This is a genomic window from Sporocytophaga myxococcoides DSM 11118, from assembly GCF_000426725.1.
GTDB lineage: Bacteria > Bacteroidota > Bacteroidia > Cytophagales > Cytophagaceae > Sporocytophaga > Sporocytophaga myxococcoides.
In genome coordinates this window covers 143,839-164,744 of record NZ_AUFX01000003.1, presented here as the reverse complement: position 1 = coordinate 164,744, position 20,906 = coordinate 143,839, and the positions used below count along the sequence as shown (strand labels likewise).

At 36.2% G+C, this 20,906-nt stretch carries 14 protein-coding genes; 9 read left to right on the top strand and 5 right to left on the bottom strand.

Going from position 1 to position 20,906, the window contains the following annotated elements; genetic code table 11:
* Nucleotides 1–315 precede the first annotated feature (315 nt).
* From K350_RS0100430 to K350_RS0100410, 5 genes are all read left to right on the top strand, one after another.
* On the top strand, nt 316–1,680 hold the full coding sequence (locus K350_RS0100430) for a TolC family protein (protein ID WP_028978237.1): 1,365 nt from the start codon (nt 316–318) through the stop codon (nt 1,678–1,680).
* Nucleotides 1,681–1,755: 75 nt separating this feature from the next.
* A complete protein-coding gene (locus K350_RS0100425) occupies nt 1,756–2,883 on the top strand; it encodes an efflux RND transporter periplasmic adaptor subunit (RefSeq protein ID WP_037573630.1) in 1,128 nt (375 codons plus the stop codon).
* Nucleotides 2,884–2,907: 24 nt separating this feature from the next.
* Nucleotides 2,908–6,090: an efflux RND transporter permease subunit gene (locus K350_RS0100420; protein ID WP_028978235.1), complete on the top strand. Its 3,183-nt coding sequence runs from the start codon at nt 2,908–2,910 to the stop codon at nt 6,088–6,090.
* A 116-nt stretch (nt 6,091–6,206) separates the two neighbouring features.
* Nucleotides 6,207–6,530 (top strand): hypothetical protein, encoded by a 324-nt coding sequence (locus K350_RS0100415; RefSeq protein ID WP_028978234.1) that lies wholly within the window; start codon nt 6,207–6,209, stop codon nt 6,528–6,530.
* Between the two features lie 64 nt (nt 6,531–6,594).
* A complete protein-coding gene (locus K350_RS0100410) occupies nt 6,595–7,212 on the top strand; it encodes a TetR/AcrR family transcriptional regulator (protein ID WP_028978233.1) in 618 nt (205 codons plus the stop codon).
* A gap of 41 nt (nt 7,213–7,253) precedes the next feature.
* On the opposite strand, the gene K350_RS0100405 is transcribed toward K350_RS0100410, so the two are convergent.
* The gene (locus K350_RS0100405; protein WP_051312727.1) at nt 7,254–8,198 is read right to left on the bottom strand and encodes a DUF5996 family protein; all 945 of its coding nucleotides are present in this window, start codon (nt 8,196–8,198) and stop codon (nt 7,254–7,256) included.
* A 75-nt stretch (nt 8,199–8,273) separates the two neighbouring features.
* Entirely contained in the window at nt 8,274–9,137 is an 864-nt protein-coding gene (locus tag K350_RS0100400; protein ID WP_028978231.1) for an AraC family transcriptional regulator, read from the bottom strand.
* 95 nt (nt 9,138–9,232) lie between these two features.
* Here K350_RS0100400 and K350_RS0100395 point away from each other — a divergent pair, with 95 nt between their 5' ends.
* Both K350_RS0100395 and K350_RS0100390 read left to right on the top strand, forming a co-directional pair.
* Nucleotides 9,233–10,174, top strand: a complete 942-nt coding sequence (locus K350_RS0100395) for an NADP-dependent oxidoreductase (RefSeq protein WP_028978230.1) — start codon at nt 9,233–9,235, stop codon at nt 10,172–10,174.
* A 162-nt stretch (nt 10,175–10,336) separates the two neighbouring features.
* Nucleotides 10,337–11,266: an NAD-dependent epimerase/dehydratase family protein gene (locus K350_RS0100390; RefSeq protein ID WP_028978229.1), complete on the top strand. Its 930-nt coding sequence runs from the start codon at nt 10,337–10,339 to the stop codon at nt 11,264–11,266.
* A gap of 192 nt (nt 11,267–11,458) precedes the next feature.
* Here K350_RS0100390 and K350_RS0100385 read toward each other — a convergent pair whose 3' ends face one another.
* The 3 genes from K350_RS0100385 to K350_RS0100375 form a co-directional block, all read right to left on the bottom strand.
* Nucleotides 11,459–11,887: a hypothetical protein gene (locus tag K350_RS0100385; RefSeq protein ID WP_028978228.1), complete on the bottom strand. Its 429-nt coding sequence runs from the start codon at nt 11,885–11,887 to the stop codon at nt 11,459–11,461.
* Nucleotides 11,888–12,180: 293 nt separating this feature from the next.
* Nucleotides 12,181–13,029, bottom strand: a complete 849-nt coding sequence (locus tag K350_RS0100380) for a methylated-DNA--[protein]-cysteine S-methyltransferase (RefSeq protein WP_037573469.1) — start codon at nt 13,027–13,029, stop codon at nt 12,181–12,183.
* A gap of 74 nt (nt 13,030–13,103) precedes the next feature.
* Nucleotides 13,104–14,009 carry a DNA-3-methyladenine glycosylase family protein gene (locus tag K350_RS0100375; protein ID WP_028978226.1) on the bottom strand — a complete coding sequence of 302 codons (906 nt, stop codon included), beginning with the start codon at nt 14,007–14,009 and terminating at the stop codon, nt 13,104–13,106.
* A gap of 698 nt (nt 14,010–14,707) precedes the next feature.
* Here K350_RS0100375 and K350_RS0100370 point away from each other — a divergent pair.
* Together K350_RS0100370 and K350_RS0100365 are read left to right on the top strand one after the other, a co-directional pair.
* Nucleotides 14,708–15,373 (top strand): hypothetical protein, encoded by a 666-nt coding sequence (locus K350_RS0100370; RefSeq protein ID WP_028978225.1) that lies wholly within the window; start codon nt 14,708–14,710, stop codon nt 15,371–15,373.
* A gap of 5 nt (nt 15,374–15,378) precedes the next feature.
* Nucleotides 15,379–20,904, top strand: coding sequence for a hypothetical protein (locus K350_RS0100365; protein ID WP_028978224.1), 5,526 nt, complete (start codon nt 15,379–15,381; stop codon nt 20,902–20,904).
* Nucleotides 20,905–20,906 lie beyond the last annotated feature (2 nt).

Here is a 20,906-nt window from a genome sequence, read left to right as displayed (position 1 = left end):
ATTTTCGTCTATTATAACCTACATGTCTTCCCTTATTTTTGATTCATAATATCAATTCTTGCTTTTTAATAAACCTTAAATAATTCTACTTTTTATCTGAATCATTTATGTTGAGAATTCATTTTTTCATCCCATTTTTTTAAAACCAGAGTCCCAAAAATAATTAAAAACTTTTCGAATAATTTAGTAAAATAGTCGAAAACTTAATTTACATTTGCTTTATAATTTTATCAACCAAACTAGTCTAATGTTCGAAAAAAATATTAATCGGACAAATATATTATTGATAATTAGCGTATTGCACGTATGTATTTTATGAGAGTTATTTATTGTTTGCTTTTTTTAATTGGTATTGTCACAAGTATAAGGTCCCAGACACTATCAGATGGGCCCACTGCTTTTTCATTAAAAGAGGCTATTGATTATTCTATGGACAATAGTTTTACTGTTAAAAATTCAGTTTTACAGAGAAACATGACCTCGGCTAAAAAAGGAGAGGTAAGGTCTTTATTGCTTCCTCAAGTGAGTGGAAATGCAGATTTCAATCACTTTTTTCAGGTACAGAAAAATATCCTTGAAGGTGGAATCGGACTGATGACCTCTGCAGCTCCCGGAGCTGTTGTTCCTTTGCAACTTGCCCTACCCAATCAACTTGTCCCTTCGGTATCTGCATCTCAGGTACTATTTGATATGGCTCATTTCTCTGGGCTGAAGGCTGCAAATGCTTCGGAAGTTATAGCTGATCAGACAATTAAAAAGTCACAGATTGATATGACTGTAAATGTAACAAAGGCATATTACGGAGTGCTGGTGAATGAGAAGCAACTTAAAGCAATTCACAAGAATCTTGAAAGGATGGATTCTTTGTACAAAGAGACTATTGCCCGATATGAAACTGGCCTTGCCAGAAAGATAGACGTGAGCAGAATTGAGGTAAGCCTTAATAACATGAGAGAGGAGAAGGAAAAGACAATAAGAGCAGTTGAATTAAGCCGTGCCATATTAAGATATCAAATGAACCTGCCAGAGGAAAACCCATTAAATCTTACAGATACATTATCTGAAAATGTACTGTTGGAGGTGGAACAAATCCTGGGAGCCAAACAAAAAGTTAATTATTCGAACAGGATTGAATATTCTATCATTGAGTCTCAAAAAAGATTAAGCAAGTTAGATCTTCAGACTACCAGGGGAGGTCATTACCCAAGGCTCTTTGCAGTTGCTTCCACAGGATATACACCTTCGGCCTCCAAGATTGAAAACCTTACGCAAAGTAGCCGCTGGTATCAATATTCATCGGTTGGGCTTAGATTACAAGTACCAATATTCTCAGGTTTTGCAACGCACTATAAAGTGCAGCAAAAGAAGATAGAAGAAGAGGTGATTGATAATAATAAAGTTGCTCTAGAAAAAGGAATTAACCTAGAAGTAGATCAGGCATTGATAAATCTGGAGAACAGCATGCAATCTTTAAAGATTCAGAAAAGAAACCTTGACCTAGCACAAGAAAACTTGCAGGTATTGAGAGCTGAATACGAACATGGAATCGCTCTCAACATAGAGGTTACGACAGCAGAGGCCTCATTGATAGATGCTCAGACAAGTTATTATAACGCATTATATGGAGCCTTGCTTTCAAAAGCAGATTATGACAAAGCAATGGGGAATATCAGAAAATAAGTTCTAGTCGCTCCTCATTTAATAAGTAACAAATTGATTTAAGAAAACACAAATAACCAGAATACTCCAATGGATATGAATAGAAATTTATTATCAGGTGCTTTTTTGTTAGTCGGGTTAGCAATACTGAATTTTTCATGTAAAGGTCCTGCTCCAAATATGCAGGCAACAAACGTTCCTGTAAACTTGCAGAAAGTAAATTTTGAAGATGCCGTTTATCATAGCTTCTATCCGGGAAATGTAGTTGCATTGGATGAAGTAGAAATAAGCAGTGAGGTCAGCGGTTTCATAACAGATATATCTTTCCAGGAAGGACAGCTAGTCAGAAGAGGGCAAAAGCTATACGAAATTGAACAAAGTAAATATGCTGCGTCTAATGCTCAAGCTGAAGCCAATGTAAAGATTGCAAAAGCAAATCTTGAAAAAGCGAAAAATGATGCAAAGCGTTATAGCGAACTTGGACAAAGAGGAATGGCTACTCAGCAGAAACTTGAATATTCTGCAACAGATCTTGAAAATGCAGAGAACCAGCTTGCAGTTGCAGAAGCTGAATTATTAAGAGCAAAGACCGATCTGAGACATGCAACTATATATGCTCCGTTTGACGGAACAATTGGTATTTCTCTTGTAAAAAAGGGAGCCTTTGTTACAGGCGGACAAACCAGACTCAATACAATTTCATCCAACGATCCTATTGCTGTGGATTTTGTAATCAGTGAAAAGGAGATCAACAGGTTTCTTGAACTGGAAAAAAGAAAGATTTCCAAGAATGATTCCTTATTTACTATAGTATTGCCAGATGGCAGTGTTTATAGTCATCCAGGGAAAATTCTCTTTCTTGACAGAGCTGTAGACAGACAAACAGGAACATTAAAAGTAAGACTTACATTTCCTAACGGTCAAAGAAATTTAAGAGCAGGTATGAGCTGTAACATAAGAGTTGAAAACAAAAATGCATCGAAACTTCCTGTTATTCCTCAGAAATCAGTGACTGAGCAAATGGGAGAATTCTTTGTATATGTTGTAAGTCAGGATACAGCAAGACAGCGTAAAATTAAACCTGGACCGGTCATTGGTCATAATATAGTTATATACGATGGTCTATCAGAAGGCGAAGATATTGTTGTCGACGGAGTACAGAAACTTCGTGATGGTTCGGCTGTGGTAATCAACACAGAGAAGCCGACAGCTTCCGCTAAATAAACTTAGGGTTTTAAAGGAAAATATATGATAGCAGATATATTCATTAAAAGACCGGTAACAGCAATTGTTATTTCGGTTGTTATCACAATCGTAGGGATACTTACGCTGATAAGCCTTCCGGTGAGTCAGTATCCTGAAATTACGCCGCCATTGGTTCAGGTGACAGGAGCCTTTTCAGGAGCAGATGCTCAGACAGTTGAGCGTACCATGACAACTCCTATAGAGTCGCAGGTGAACGGTGTTCCCGGGATGTCATACATTCAAACCAATGCAACAAGTGACGGAAGCATGACAATGAACGTTACCTTTGATGTGGGCACAAATGTAGATATTGCAACACTGGATGTTCAGAACCGTGTGAGTGTTGCTACTCCACAGCTTCCTGATGATGTAAAGAGAGTTGGTCTTACAGTCAGAAAGCGTAATCCTTCTATTCTGATGCTCGTTGCTCTTTATTCCCCTAAAGGTACACACGATATAAAATTCCTTGATAACTATGTAAACATATACATAAAAGATGCACTCTTAAGGGTGAAAGGAGTAGGGGATATCTTCAGCAGAGCAGATAACTTCAGTATGCGTGTCTGGTTAAAACCGGACAAACTTGCGCAGTATGGAATTACAGCAAGTGAAGTAATTACAAAGCTTCAGCAGCAAAATATGCAGGTGGCAGCAGGTTCTACCGGTGCCGCTCCACAGGCAAATGATCAGGCATTTGAATATACCATTCAGATCAATGGTATGCTTGAAAAAGAATCGGATTTCCAGAATATAGTAGTTCGCACCAAACCTCAGGATGGATCTATTGTGTATCTGAAAGATGTTGCAAGAATAGAGCTTGGGAAATACAATTATGCCAACAACAACTTTGTAGACGGCATGAGATCATCATACCTTCTTATTTATCAGGCGCCAGGAAGTAACGCAATGGAAGTGGCAGAAGGAGTTACCAAAGCCATGGACGAACTGAAAAAATCATTTCCTTCCGATGTGCAATATGTGGTACCATTTGAATCAGTTTCGGTTGTGGACGTTTCAATCAATGAAGTAGTACATACATTGGTGGAAGCCTTGATATTGGTTGTAATCGTTGTGTTCCTATTTTTGCAAAGCTGGAGAGCGACATTGATCCCGATACTTGCCATACCGGTTTCCATTATAGGTACATTTATTTTCTTTATCCCCTTAGGATTTACAATAAATACCCTGACATTGTTCGGATTCGTACTCGCCATTGGTATAGTTGTGGATGATGCCATTGTTGTTGTGGAAGCTGTACAACACTATATTGATCACGAAGGTCTTTCTCCAAAAATGGCAACTATCAAAGCCATGAAGGATATTTCAGGACCTGTAATTGCCATCGCCCTCATCCTTGCTGCGGTGTTCGTACCTGTAGGATTTGTTCCTGGTATCGTAGGAAGATTGTATCAGCAATTTGCAATTACAATCGCAGTCTCCGTGTTGATTTCAGCTTTCGTAGCTTTGTCTCTTACTCCAGCTTTATGTTCATTGCTACTTAAACCGATGCATCTTGATCAGAATTCAAAAGGGTTGAACAAGTTCTTCTTTAAATTCAATAACTGGTTTGCAAGAGTTACAGCTTCTTATTCTGCAGGTGTTCAGAAAACAATTAAAAAGGCCCCACTTGTATTGGTATTACTGGTATGTTTATTTGCTGGAACAGTAGGAATGTTTAAAGCAAAACCAACGGGCTTTATTCCTACAGAAGATGAAGGTCGTTTGCTGATCACATTTGAACTTCCTGAAGCATCTTCTACAACAAGAACAGTAACAGTGTTGAAAAAAATGATGGGAATAATAGACGGGATACCAGCCATTCAGCACTATGCTGCACTTGGAGGCTTGAATGCAATCACCTTTGCTTCGAAATCCAACAGCGGAACTTTATTCTGTCAGCTGAAACCTTGGAAAGACAGAAAGGATAAGGCCATGCAGGTAGAAGCCATTATTGGTCAGCTCCAGAAAGCATTTTCAGAAATTAAGGAAGCCAACATCATTGTTATTCCCCCTCCGCCAATTCCAGGTTTAGGTAATGCTTCAGGTTTCAGCTTTGTATTGGAACAAAGGGAAAGTAACGATGACATTAAAGGTTTTGAAAGGGTGGTTCAATCATTTGTAATGGAAGCTAACAAGAGACCTGAAATTGCAAGAGCCTTTACTTTCTTTACGGCAAAAGCTCCCGGTTATAAAATAAATGTAGACAGAACTAAATGCGAATTGATGGGAGTGCCTGTCACTGAAGTGTTCAGTACCATTCAGACCTATATGGGAGGGAAGTATATCAATGATTTCACTGCCTATGGACGTACATTCAGAGTTGTGGCACAGGCAGATACTTTATATAGAAAAGACATGAATAATCTTGATCAATATTATGTAAGAAATAATAAAGGTCAGATGATACCTTTAAGCACACTTGTTTCGTATAATGTTATTGAAAGCGCACCTGTTGTGCCTCATTATAACTTATTCAGATCAGCTGAAATAAACGGAGTGCCTAAGCCTGGCTATAGCAGTGGTGAAGCCATCGTAGCATTGAAAGAAGTAGCAGAACAAGTGCTGCCAGCTGGCTATGGATATGAGTTTTCCGGATTGAGCAGAGAGGAGATTAAATCAGGATCAACTACAGTATATATATTTGCATTATCTGTATTGTTTGTATTCTTGTTTCTTGCAGCGCTATATGAGAGCTGGTCTGTACCATTCTCTGTAATGCTAGCCGTGCCGCTAGGAGCCTTCGGTGCCATACTTACGCTTACTTTGCTTCCTAAACTGAGCAATAACGTATATGCACAAATTGGTTTAATTACACTAATCGGACTTGCAGCTAAAAATGCAATTCTTATAGTGGAATTTGCAAAAGAAAGAGTGGATCATGGAATGGAGATTGTTGCAGCGACCCTTGAAGCCGTAAGACTTCGATTACGTCCAATCCTGATGACATCTTTTGCATTTATACTTGGAGTTTTGCCTCTGGTTTTTGCAACAGGTGCAGGAGCAGTATCGAGACAGACAATTGGGTGGACAGTATTTGGTGGTATGCTTGCAGCGACGGGTTTGGCCATATTTATAGTCCCGGTTTTGTTTGTTGCAGTTTCAAAAATTGCTTACAGAAATAAAAAGACTGTTTCTGAAGTGCAAGACGAATTTCAATTAAACAAAGAATTAATATCAGAAAATTAGAGCCCGATACGGTCTTTTGTTTTCAGAAGATTGTACCTGGTTAATTTGTGTTTATTTGTAATTTCCCTCTGCTTAGGCAGAGGGAAATATTTTCTTCCAACAAAAATAGTCCGGTTATGAAAAGAGAAATCACATTTCAGGTAAAATCAGCATGGTTGTCTCGTATGTTTTTCGGGGCTTCTCAATATTCTTATTTTAATACTAATCCCATTGATGATTATACTGTATTTCTGAATACAAAAATAGGAGCCCTGTCATGGGGAAATAACAAGAAAGAAGCTAAAGAAGATTTTGCAAAAAGCTTTAAAATCCTTTTGGAACTTTATGATATAAGGCTTCCGTTAAAATACATTCAGGAACAACTGGAAAACGATTCACAGACTAATATGCAAGCCGCAGAAAAATGGTCACAGCATTCTGAATTTCCTGCCAACTGGTAGTGTAAGCTTTTTTTGTAAAAAGATCAAAAAAAATGATAAATTTAGAGTTTGAAAATATTTTTGAATGACAGAAAAAACAAAATCGGAAGACTCTTCAAAGCTTGATATCATTCTGAATGCTGCCCAGAAAAGATTCGGGCACTATGGTTTATGTAAAACAACCATGAATGAAATAGCTGCAGATGTGGGAATGGGTAAAGCTTCACTTTACTATTATTTCCCCGACAAAGAAGCTGTTTTTCAGGCTGTAATCAAAAAAGAACAGGAGGAGTTTCTGGCTGAAATGAATAAACATATGAATGCCGAAACGGACGCTGCTTCTCAGCTAAAACACTATGTGAAATACCGTCTTGACTATTTTCAAAACCTCCTCAACCTTTCCAAACTTAAAACAGAGTCATTTTTTAATTCAAAGCCAATATTTGGTAAAGTCGTAGAAGACTTTTACAAACTTGAAATTGAGCTGGTCGGCAACATTATTCAGACTGGTATAGATAAGCAAGAGTTTCGTGAGGTGAATAAAGAGGAATATGCACTATTGCTGATGAATATATTGCAGGGATTAAGACTCATTAGAATTAAGTATAAAGCTATGGCAGAATTTGATTCTGCAGATGTAGCCTACCTTAAGGAAAACAATGACAAAGTGATCTGTATGTTCATTAAAGACCTCAAAAAATAGTTATCATAAACAAAAGGAAGGTCTTTGTTTTAATGCCTCATTTATTTGTAACAGATTAGACCTTCATCCCAGTTGTTTAGCTTTGCAGATGCTATAAATACAGCTTTAAAGAATGATAATATCATTTCTTTAGGCGATTCTGATTCTCTTACCTTCTCATAAGGCAATATAAACTCCCCTAAGGTCTCATTGTAATAGGCTCCCTCAGGCATTTTTGCTGTATTGAATTTGTCCGGTTGAGGATACGCATAAGCATAAAAAGCAGGTTCACCAAGCCCAAGACCAGGCCAGAAACCATAACTGCTTAACTCTTTTGAATAAGCCTCTACCATTACCTCTTTACTCACATTAGGCACTCCAGGATGTGTAGGAGCATGTTTACCGGAAAAGAAGGTCACTGCAATATCCATTGCTCCCCAGAAGAAATGAACAGGGCTGCTCTTCCCGGTAAATTCGGATCTGAAAACCCTCATGACATGATCTACGCACAATAGAATTTTATGAAAGGTTTCGACATACTTTTTATCATATGTCTTGTGTGTAAAATCTCTTTCAAAGGGAATTCTTTCTTCCATTTCAACAGGAGTGGTCCAGATGTTAATATCAATACCAAGATGTCTCAGTTTCTCTTTTGTTTCAATATAAAAATCAGCAACAGATCTGGAATATAGATCCAGGCTGTCAAACTTACCTTCATTGGTTTTGATATACAGTTTATGATCTATAAAATCAAAGTCTATTTGAAAGTATGAATTGTGATAAGGGATAAGTCCTGTTGTAAGGCCTTCAGCTGTTGGAGTAAAAGTTATATGCCACCAGTGATTAAGCTTAGGAGAGAAGCTAAGTTTTATTTTACCTATAACCTGCATCCAAAGATGGAGAGTTTTATAGGTTTTGATCCAGTCATCCAAAACCAGAGCTGGCCATGGATTTTCCCTTTCTGATATCAGAATATTATTAGAACTTTTATATAGAAAATTTTTCATAACCTCTTTTGTAATTAACTTTTGAAAATGTTCAAAGGTTTTCAGAGGAGGTTAGGACCTTATGTAATCAGGGTATTATAAAGGGTTAAGTGTTTTTTTTCTGAAGTCTGATGGAGTAGTACCTTTGTATTTTTTAAAAATTCTGTTCAGGTGACTTTCATCCGTGAATCCTAATTCAAATGCAATTTCATTTATCCTAAGATCACTGTATCGGAGCCTGGTTTCTACTAGCTGTAGTTTATAATTGGTAATATATTGCTGAAGATTTTCTCCTGTATGTTTTTTGAAATATTCACCCACATAAGATTGCGATAGATTAAAATGCATGGCGATCTGTTCAGATTTCAGCATTTCGGGTTTATAAATATTACTTTGAACATATCTTACTATAGACAGCATAGCTTCAGAAGATCCTTTCTCTTGGAGCTTCAAAGGGAAAGACCTTGAAATGCTTCTTGCAACTAGTACAATTACGGTATTAACAAGCTGATTGATTACTTCCTGGTGGTAAACATCTCTATTAATATATTCCTTAATAAGGCTATCTACAATGTTCTTTACAAGTATCCGGTCTTCAATATTTTTTAAAATACAACCGGGAAGATTACTCGCATTCTGAAAAATAAACTCCAATCTTGACGTCCAGGCTTCAAAATATGAAGGGTCTTTTTGTTCTTTTGATTTTAAATAAATATCTCCAAATCTTAAATAGAAAAATTTAGTTGTCTTTTCAATTTCAAAGGAATGATGGTCTTTGGGAGTCAATAAAAAAAAGTGGCCCTTTGAGTAGTCAAACTTGTTTTTATTAATGCATTGCTTACCAGTACCATCAATTATATAGACAAGTTCAAAAAAGTTATGAGAATGTCCGGAAATAGGTGCTTCCTCCAGTTCCTGAAAAAAAATCTCAAAAGGTTGATAAATATTTTCCTTAACCATATGCCTTTAAATATACAGGATAAACCTGAGATAGTACAAGATGAGGTATATAAATTCCTTGTTCATTTGTGATATAAATTTAACAACAAAAATATATGAAAGCATTTATAATTAACGAATTCGGTGGCCCGGAAAAACTTATTCCTACTAATATTAATGTACCATTGGCAGGGAAAAATGATGTATTAATCGAGGTTAAAGCCTTTAGCATAAATCCGGTTGATGTAAAAACCCGATCCGGCAAGGGACTTGCAGGAAGATTCAAGGATAATTTACCACTGGTGCTTGGATGGGATATATCAGGTATAGTAAGAGAAGTTGGAGAAGAGGTAACAGGTTTTGCGAAAGGTGATGCTGTATTTGGGATGGTAAATTTCCCTGGACTGGCATCTGCCTATGCTCAATATGTAGTATCCCCTGCAAATCATATAGCTAAAAAACCTTCCAATATTACCCATGAGGAAGCTGCTGGTGCTACACTTGCTTTATTAACGGCATGGCAAGCTTTGGTGGATAATGCTAAAGTAAAATCAGGACAAAAGGTGCTTATACACTCTGCAGCTGGTGGTGTAGGGCATTATGCTATTCAGATTGCTAAATATCTGGGAGCATATGTTATAGGGACATCTTCCATAGAAAACAAGGATTTTGTACTCGGTCTGGGCGCTGATGAGCACATAGATTACAAGTCACAGCGATTTGAGGAAATTGTGAAAGATGCTGACTTTGTATTGGATACTATGGGAGGTGATAATGCTTCGAGATCATTATTATCAACTAAAAAAGGAGGGACTGTTATAAGTATACCTTCGGGTTTACAGGAAGGTTTGAAGGAGAAAGCAGAAGAGTTAGGAGTAATCGCTTATAATTTTCTTGTAACTTCCAATGGAAAAGATATGGAAGAACTTGCAAGACTTCTTGAAAAGGGAATTATAAAATCTCATATCTCGAAAACGTTTTCATTTGATGACATTCAATCAGCTCACAAACAAATAGAGACCGGCAAAACAAGAGGAAAGGTAGTGGTAACACTGTAATTAATCTTAACTTATCATTCATTATAGCTTTTAAGATTTAATATCTTAAAAGCTATTTGACTTTATACATATTAAAAATTAATAATTGAAAAGGATAAATTAAATCCGACATTAGACGTAAATTTTTCTGATCTTTCAGAACATAAATTAAACTTAAAATACATGCAAACTATATTAGGGTCTGGCGGTGCAATTGGAGTAGATCTTGCCAAAGAACTTTTGGCATACACAAAAGACATCAGACTTGTAAGTCGCAATCCTAAGAAAGTAAATCCGAATGATCTACTATTTCCTGCTGACTTATCAGATCCCTCATATGTAGACAAAGCAATACAGGGATCAGATATTGTTTATTTAACCATCGGATTCGAATATAAGCTTAGCGTATGGAAACAAAAGTGGCCTCCGTTGATCAATCAAGTAATTGATTCCTGCAAAAGATATAATGCAAAATTGGTTTTCTTTGATAATGTATACATGTATGATCCGGATTATATAGGAAACATGACAGAAGAAACACCTGTAAAGCCATCAAGTCAGAAGGGAAAGATTCGTGCTGCAATTGCAGACAAGATTATGAAAGAGACTAAAAACGGACTAACAGCACTCATAGCAAGATCAGCAGACTTTTATGGTCCTTCCATAAAGAATAGTGTTATGAATGAGCTTGTATATAAAAATTTAAGAAAGGGTAAGGCCGCAAATTGGATGGCAAGTGTAAATAAAATTCATAATTTCACTTATACCCCGGATGCTGCAAAGGCCACGGCATTATTAGGCAATACACCTGATTGTTATAATCAAGTCTGGCACTTACCAACTGATGCAACAAAAATAACCGGCAAACAATGGATAGAACTTTTCGCTAAAGAAATGAGAATTACTCCTAGATATATGGTGTTACCATCATGGTTGATAGGAATACTGGGCTTATTTATTCCTATAATGAAAGAATTAAAAGAGATGAATTACCAGAATGAAAGAGACTACTTTTTTAACAGTAGCAAATTTGAAAAGTATTTTAGTTTTAAACCAACAACCCCGGAAATAGGATTAAGAAATATAGTAAAGGCCGATACAGACGGATTCTAAAGGAGGCTATAATCAATCTATTCTTTTCTATAAAATTGCTTTATCAAAAAACACTAATCAGCTATTTAGATTAGGTCTTAGAATTGAAAAGATTAAGATTAAGGTAACAATAACATGTGGATGATATATAAAAAAACAAGCCATCACCGGGACGAGATGGCTTGCTGAAAACAGGACAAATTAAAAACTTACTCAGTTATGCTTTTGGCCTTTTCCATTATTTGGGGAATCATGATTCTGCTTTTTGTTTTTCAGTTCCTTATATTTAGTTGACTGATCAGCTGTTAATACCTTCTCAATTTCATCTTCACTACTGGTTCTTAGATCCTGAATTTCCTGACGTTCAGCTTTTTTATCTGTCGCACTTTTGTACTTTGTTCTTATCTCCTCAACCTTTTGCTCCTGAGTTAGAATAATTGTTTTAATCTGGCTTGTCTGATCCGCTGTTAATGACAATTCTTTAGTTAGTCTTTGAGATTGATTTTCTGCTCTTTGTTCAGGAGTCTTTTGCTCATGACCACCTTCAGCATGTTGATGTCCCTGATGTTGTCCCTGATTCTGAGCGAAAGAAGTAAAAGCTATAAATGCAGAAAATATAACCGTGGATAATATCTTTTTCATTGTTTACAGTAGTTAGATTGAGTTTCTAAGGCTAAATTACTTCAATCACGTGAGGAGGTTGGCAAGAATAGACAAAAAGGAAATTTTTATATACCAAATAGCGATTATTTGGATGAATGACTTTCCTGACAATCTAATAAAAACGGAAATGAGTAATTCTGAAAAAAATTAAACTAAGTTATGCAGAGAGGAACGGAGAATGTGTATATACTTTCAATCTTAACTAATTTTTCAGTTTGATTTTTCCTATGGACGAAAATTTCTTTGAGAAAGCAATAGAAAGTTCATAATCTTTAATCTGAGTTCAGCTGACTTGCTTCCCAGCCAATCATAGCCTTCTTCCTGTGACTTCCCCAACGAAACTCGCCTATACCTCCAACGCTCTTTATTACACGGTGACATGGAATTATAAAACCTACAGGATTACTTCCGATAGCTGTTCCTACAGCTCTTGAGGCATTGGCTTGATTCATGCTTCCTGCAATTTGTCCATAAGAAGTTAGGACTCCCTGAGGTATTTTTAATAAGGCTTCCCACACTTTAATTTGAAACTCTGTCCCTTTTAAATGAAGTTTTATTTTTTCTGAATCAGTAAAATCATTAGCAAAGAAACGTGCTACTTTTGCCTGATCATCATCGGTGCCTTCTATAATGTCAGCCCTGAGCCATGAAGCTTTCAGGTCTTCTATCACACTTTTTTCTTCACCGTCAAAGAAGTATAAATTGCTTATACCTTTACCGGTTGAAGCAATTAAATAATCCCCAAACTGACTATTTCTTAAACTATACCTGATCGTAAGATTTTCACCTTCGTTTTTATATTCTCCTGGAGTCATACCCTCAATGTTTACGAAGAGATCATGCAAACGGCTGGTTGTTGACAAACCCGACTGTTCGGCTGTTTCTGCAAGCGATTTTGAAGCTGAAGTTTCAAGTACTTTTTTAGCATACTCAATCGTAAGAAACTGTAGAAATTTTTTAGGACTTACTCCGGCCCATTCTGTAAATAATCGTTGAAAATGATATGGACTCAAATGAACTATTTCCGCAACCTCTTCCAGGGAAGGCTGGGCTTTTATATTTTTTGAGATAAAATCAATTGCTTTGGCAATTCTCTCAAAATCAATTTTATTGCACTCCATATATCGTGATTTATATAAAAGATAATCAAAGATGAAATATTAATTGACATATTTCAATCTGAATCTTGCTGAATTTAACGGATAGCCAGACTTCTCCATAAATAGATAACGATATAACTCTCCATGTTTTTATATCTTTCAAAAAAGAGTTTAATATTTTGAGTATCCTTTCTATCATCTATAATACCATGATTTATAAGAGCTTTAAGCAATCCCGCATCTCCATGTGGAACGCTGTTCGGATCTCTTATTGTTTTCATAAGTACATAATTGGCTGTCCATGTGCCTATTCCATGGAAGCTTGTAAGTAGCTTATATCTGCTTTCTTGATCAGGTAATGCTTTAAGAATACTTTTACTTAACACTCCATCTGAGAAGACTTGAGCGATGTTGATCAGATATGCTGCTTTGGCAGAAGAGAACTGCATCGCTTTTAATTCTTCTGCTGCGGCTTGTGCAAGTACTTTGAAATCAGGGAATATATAAAATGATGATCCTTCATATTCCAGCTTTGTACCATACCTCTCTACCAATCTTCGTTTCAATTTGTATGCGAAAGAAAGATTAATCTGCTGACCAATGATGCACCAGCAAAGAGACTCGAAGAGATCAGGAATGCCCATAAGACGAAGACCATAAAAGTCCTTATACATATAAGACAATTGCTTGTCTTTTCTAAGTACTTTATAAAATGGTTCAAGAATGTTATTAAGGTCAAACCAATCAATTATAAAAGTTTCTAGAAGCTTTTTACTTTTTACACTTGCAGCCCCAACAACCACTTCTATGTTTATTGTTTTATCCTTTTCATAAATCTTAAGAAGATAGTTCTCTTCTCCCAGCTGCAAAGCCTTCCATACAGCATCCTCTTTCACTGTATGAGAACAGTCATCATAATTTCTGTTCAGAAACCAAAGACATTCTGCAAAACTAAATAGAGGAGGCTCTTTAATTGTAATGATATTGGTCTCAATAGCCATTGTGAGAAAATAGGTAAATATAATTCTTACTTTTTAAAACATTGGAAAGGCTTTTATTTAATTCAGGATAAAAAAAACGCTTGGCTGATTCATTTATTAGTCGAAAGTACTGATAGTAAAATCACTGATACTTTAAACTTTGTAAGTGTATACCTTGAATGTAATAAATATGATAGATTTTAAATTGATAAAGTTTTAGAAGAATGATTTATTGAAGTAATGAAAAAGTAATAAATTAATATTTAATTGATATTCTTTTAACAAGAATTTATTTAATTAAATAAAAGTGTCAAGACTACTTTTTTCGATGTGAATAACTTTTTTATTTACTTTTTAATCATTTATTACGCCAATGGCAGGTATATAAAATTAGAGGTATATAAAATTAATTATTTGTATTATAGCCTATTAAATAAAAATCTTTTTTTGTTTTTTTATAATTTATGACACAAGTAAATTTAAAGTTCAATAGATAGATTTTTTTTTGTCTAGAAGAATTACTCTAATATTGTCTTATAATTTTTGACGAAGTAATTATTCAAAAGCTTTTTGTGACGACTTGTGATTTTTAGAAGTAGATAGATAAAACAGAATTATTTAGCTTTTTGAGTTTTTAGATTGTTCGATTTTACTGCAAAAAGGATGTAATTTTTAATCCTCTTGGTCAGGTATACTATGCTTATTTAAATAATTAATAAATGCTTCATCCATTAAAGTTTTTCGTATGGGTGGCCTTAGTTGTTGTTTTATTCTCTTGCGAAAAAAGGAATTCTCCTACAGTTACAGTACAGGAAGATTCTTTTAATTCGAATGTCAGAATAATAGACAGTACTACATGGCACACGTCTGCAGCTCTTACTATTCCTGAGTATCAGAACTGGCTCAAGAAACAGCAGGGGATTACTTATGACATAATGAAAAATTCTGAATATGATGCCGTAATATGGTATCAGCCGGCAGTCCTTGATGCAGCAATGAGTACAGTAAAAAATGTAGATACTTCATTAGATTTATATAAAGAAAATTTCAAAACCAAAAGAGGCTATCATTACATAAACATTGAAATACTGTATAAAAATCCTTCTGTTAATAAAGCTTTCAATAAAGAGCAATTTTTTAGCTCATTGAAGGAAAATCTATTTTTTGTAAAAGATAAAACGGATACTCTCCATAATTCAATAGTTGAAATTTTTCCATCAACATTAATGGGACAGCCACATCATTTATCTGTCTTGATACCATCAAGCATTTCATTTAAAAGCCTTACAGCAGGCTTAAAAGGAGATATCCTGGGATTTAAAAGAGACTTAAGAATAGATCTTTCAGAAAAGCAATATCAATCATTACCTGAAATAAAATTATAGCGACAATGCTGGCTACAATAAGAAAATATAAACGTCCGATTTCGATATTTTTCCTGTTCAATTTTATAACAGGAGCCTTGCCATATAGAGCTTTGGCTTTAACATCAGGACCTTCTCAACCGGAGACTCAACAATTTGCTCCCGCTGGTATGGACAACATGGTTGATCCGTTTACAGGGGATTTCAGTTATAATATTCCATTAATGGATGTTGGAGGATATCCTATCAATTTGAATTATGCAGCAGGTATAACGCCCGATGCTGAAGCAAGCTGGGTAGGCCTAGGTTGGAATGTAAATGTTGGTGCGATAAATAGAAACGTGAGAGGCTTGCCAGATGACTTTGCTGGTGATGAGGTTGAAACTATTTATAATGTTAAACCTAATCAGACTTTCGGTCTTAATTTTTCATTCAATCCTGCAAAGCTCGAAGCATGGGGATTTAAAGTAGGACTAACTCAGTCTATGAATTTGTTTTATAACAACTATAACGGATTCGGCTTTGGGATGGGCATAAGACCTTCAATTGATTTACCTTTAAGCAGTAAATCCAAATACAAAGTTGGGTTAGGGGTTGATTTTAATATGAGTTCTGAAGATGGAGCTGGCATAACCCCTAGTGTAGGTCTTGGGCCCAGACAGGACAATGGAAGGAGCGAAACAGGATTCGGAGCTAATCTGAGCTTTCCATACAGCACAAGAGAAGGTCTAAAAGGAATGTCCCTATCTACATCTTATTCCTATACTGGAAAAGATAAAGCAGGTAAAGCAACAGAAAGATCTGGAGGGCACGATTCCTTTATGGGATTTGCATTCCCGACTTACACGCCATCAGTTAGTCATGATCTTATCAATACTAATGCTACACTTAACCTCAGTTTTGAATTGAGTAATGAAGCTGTTGAGCAGGGATTACTTGGCATTGGGGGATACTATACTGGTCAGTTTCTAAAGAGTACATCAAAAAAGAACCCTGCTTATGGTTACATGTATTCTGGCCTTGATGGTCAGAGTGATGATGCAATGCATGATTTCAATAGAGAAAAAGATGGCGGTGGATTTAATGATGCAACTAAAAATCTTGCTTTGACCAATTATACTTATGATATATTTAGTGTTTCTGGTCAGGGTGTAGGAGGATCGTACAGATTGTTCCGTGGAGATGTCGGGAATGTTGGAGATCCGATCAATATTGAAGAAAATCATGTCGGAGAACTTGGAGTTGGTTTTGGATCAGGTTCCACACCTTCAATGAAGGTAAATGTGGATGTTAAATACAGCCATGTCGGCACTGTAAGTTCGCGTTGGTCAAATGGTCAGTTTCAGAATTTTAACGATCCTACTGCTGATTATAATACTGCCAGAGAAATGGTTTATTTTAAAAAGATAGGTGAAACAGCACCAGAAACAGATGGAGACTTTTTGAATAATGTCCAGAAAGGTTCAAGCACATTAGGATATAATCTTATATCAAATGATGGAATGCTTGATGGGAGTATGTTTGACAAGAAGAAACCCAATATAGGAAATGCATCTTTAGGACAAAACAATAAAAGACAGTTAAGACGTAAACGTAACAACCAATTTACTTACATTACTGCAGGTGAAGCATTCAATAAATATTCCCTGATGCCTATCCGCAATCATCATCTTAATGAGTTTGATGTAAATACCAATACCTCTTCAAACAGTTATTCAAGAAAAGATAATGCAATTACTTATGTAGGAGATAATCTGGACAGAATTGATCAGTACAGGAAAGGTCATCATATCACAGAGATAAGAGTGACCGATAATAGTGGCTCAAGATACTGCTACGGAATTCCCGTTTACAATAATTATCAGGAAGAAGTTACATTTGCTGTAGATGCTACTACTAAGTCAGAACCAAAATCATCCGCAATTAAAAAGAATCTGGTACAATATTCATCAACAGAAGCAAGCACCGGCAATACAAGCGGAATAGACAGAAGCTACAATAAAGTTACGACAGGAGCACATGCTACATCATATTTACTTACATGTATTCTTTCCAGTGATTATGTAGACAGTGACAATATTCCAGGGCCCTCAGATGGAGACCTTGGTAATTATACTAAATTTAATTATGTAAGAACTTCACAGAATTTTCAATGGAGAACTCCTTATCAGGAAAATATGGCCTCTTTTACTGACGGTCTAGAAACTAAAGACAATGATGATAAGGCTAACTACCTTTATGGTAAGAAAGAAGTATGGTATCTACATTCGATAGAAACAAGAACCCATGTTGCTGAATTTCATCTGTCCCCCAGAAAAGATGGCAGAGGCGTAAAATCTTTAAGCGGAGGATTAAGCACATCTGCAGAAAATACTCTTTACAAACTTGACAAAATAGATCTTTTCTCAAAAGCAGATAAACTTAACGGCTCTAAAGAGCCGGTTAAAACAGTACATTTTAAATATGATTATACTCTTTGCCCTAAGACACCAAATAGTTCAGCAACTTTGGAAGAGGGAGAAGGAAAGCTGACATTAAGGAAAGTTTGGTTTACATATGGCTTTTCAGGAAAGGGTGTTTTGAACCCATATGCTTTTGATTATTCAGACTTTAATCCTGCTTACAACCTGAAGGAGTATGACAGATGGGGTAGCTATAAAGGACAAAGCGAGTTGGCAGGAACTTTAGGTAATGAGGCTTTTCCTTATACAGATCAGGACACGACACTCCAGGACAAACAATCTGAGGCATATTCGCTTACCAAAATATATACACCCACAGGAGGAACAATCCGAGTGCATTACGAAAGTGATGACTATGCATACGTTCAGAATAAGCGAGCCATGAGAATGTTTAAAATTTTAGGCTTCAGCAGAACAAGCGCAACAACACCCAACAATACACTTTTTGACATAACAGATGGAGGACTTGCAGGAAAGATGTTTTTGCATGTTGACCTTGGAGAAGGATTTACAGCGAGAGATGCAAATCATGCCAATGAAATACTGCGAAAAGAATATCTGGACGGAATTGATTTAATGTATTATAAGGCAAAACTAAACGTAATCAATGACCCCAATCCTCTGGTACAAGATAAATTTGAATATGTACCAGGCTATACAGAAATTAATATTTCCGGAAGTATAGCAAAAAATCCTTTAGGTGGAAATAAATACACAACAGCAATTATTCAATTGATTCCTGATAAGACCAAAGGTTCAAACTCCAGGAACATTAATCCGATAGTCAGAAACGGATGGATGTTCGCAAAGATGAATCTGGGAAGAGAATTGAAAGGGCTTGGTGATGCAGAAACAAATGGTGTTATGCAGGTCATTAAAACGATGATTGCGCAGGCAGACAATATCCTTTCTTTCTTTGCCGGATTTGCTTCAGTTATGGAAGCAAAAGGTAACAGTAACACCATTGAATCCAACAAATCTTTTGTGAGACTTAACGATGTTGACAAGAAAAAACTTGGTGGTGGACATCGCGTGAAAGCAGTTATTATGTCTGATAACTGGAATATGATGGGGGCTTACAAAGAAACAACTTCAAACGGAAATAAAGAAGTAGCATATTATGGTCAGAAGTACGACTATGTTACTAACGAACTGTCAAATGTGCTTGACGAGAATGGCAAGCCAACCAAGAGACCAATTAGTTCAGGGGTGGCATCCTATGAGCCTATGGTGGGAAATGATGAAAATCCATTCAGGCTTCCTGTTTTCAGCATACAAAAGCTGCCTTTAGCTCCATCCAGAGAGTTTTACTTAGAAGAACCATTTGGAGAAATGTTTTTTCCGTCTCCGACTGTTGGCTATACTAAGGTTGTGACAACCCCAGTTAAAGTTTTGTCAAGTAATTATGATGTAGAAAAGTTAAAAGGTAATGGAACTGGTTTTGTAGAACAGGAATTCTATACCGCAAAAGATTTTCCTACTATTACTGAACGAACAGAACTTAAACACAAGAGAGACAAACCTAATCTGATTCTTAACTTCCTAAAAGTAGGAGCAACAGATATCGTTACCTGTAGCCAGGGATATAAAGTAGAGTTGAATGATATGCACGGCAAGGAGAAATCTAAAAAAGTAATGCCGGAAGTTGCAGGAAATGGAGAGGATGTTCAGCCTATTTCATATGTGGAGTACAGGTATAAAAAGAATACAGATGGAAGTTTAAGTAATTCTGTTCGATATATAAATCCTGCCAATCTTGCTATAGAAGGAGAGTCTTTGAATACTCAGTTAGGTGTGGATGTTGATATTGTTCATGATACTAAATATTATAAATCTGTAACTGCTGGTGGAGGCCTTGATTTTAATGTCAAGGGTATTTTCCCGGTAATACCGATAGTTGGAGTAATTCCAATGCCTACATGGAATCTTGAATCAACAGAATTCAAGTCAGTGGTAACAACAAAAGTCATCAATAGAATCGGTATTCTGGAAAAGACCATAGCAATGGATAACGGCCAGACCATCACTACTGAAAACCTTGCATGGGATAAGGAAACAGGAGAAGTGTTGTTGACAAAAGTTGATAATGAATTCCATGATCCTATATGGACCTTTAAATATCCTGGATACTGGGCTTATGATGAAATGAAACTCGCATATAACAATGAAGGCATCATCTATAAAAATGGAGGAAGCTTTACATTGGATAACTTTAAGACAGCCTTTCTGAATGATGGGGATGAACTGTTATGTGAATCGTCTGGTGGGTATAAACTTGGGTATTATGATAATAACAGATACGTTACAACAGGCAAAAAGATTATTATCGATAAAGACGGTAATGAGATTACCGGTATAACAAGGATAAAAATCATCAGATCTGGCTTGAGGAATGTGGCTATGACTCCTATTGGATCAATTTCATGTATGGATGATCCATTGGCTAATAATGTCAGCCTGCAATTCAGCAGAGTAATCAATGCGGGAGCGACGGAGTTCAAGTTTTTTTGGAAGGCGTTTTGTAATTGTCTGGATGACAAACAAGTTGCAGAAGGAAATCCATTTGTTCTTGGCAAACGTGGCAGCCTCAGATCTTATAAAGCATGGACATACCTTACCGAGAGATATCAGGCAAACATTAACAATAATGTTGATATTAAACGAGATGGATACTTTTCCGATACCTTCATTCCATTCTGGACTTATACAGACGGCAAGTTTGATAAAGTGAATAATATCCCTGCTACTAAATGGCAATCTGTTGTTCAAATTGAAAATTATAACCAGATAGGAATGGAGATAGAGAATAAGGATGCATTGGACAGATATTCCATGGCACAGTTCGGATATGGAAGAAATTTAGCAACAGCTACTTCTAACAACTCAAGATATCAAGAGAGTGCTTTTGACGGATTTGAAGACTATGACTATGGTGACTGTAATGATGATCATTTCAGCTGGAGGTCACAAAATCCGACAATAACTCATACCGAATCGCATACTGGAAGATCTGCAATTCAGGTTGCACCAAAATCTTCTAAGAAGATTAATAAAATCATAGATCCATGTAATCCGACTTCAGCTCAATAGAG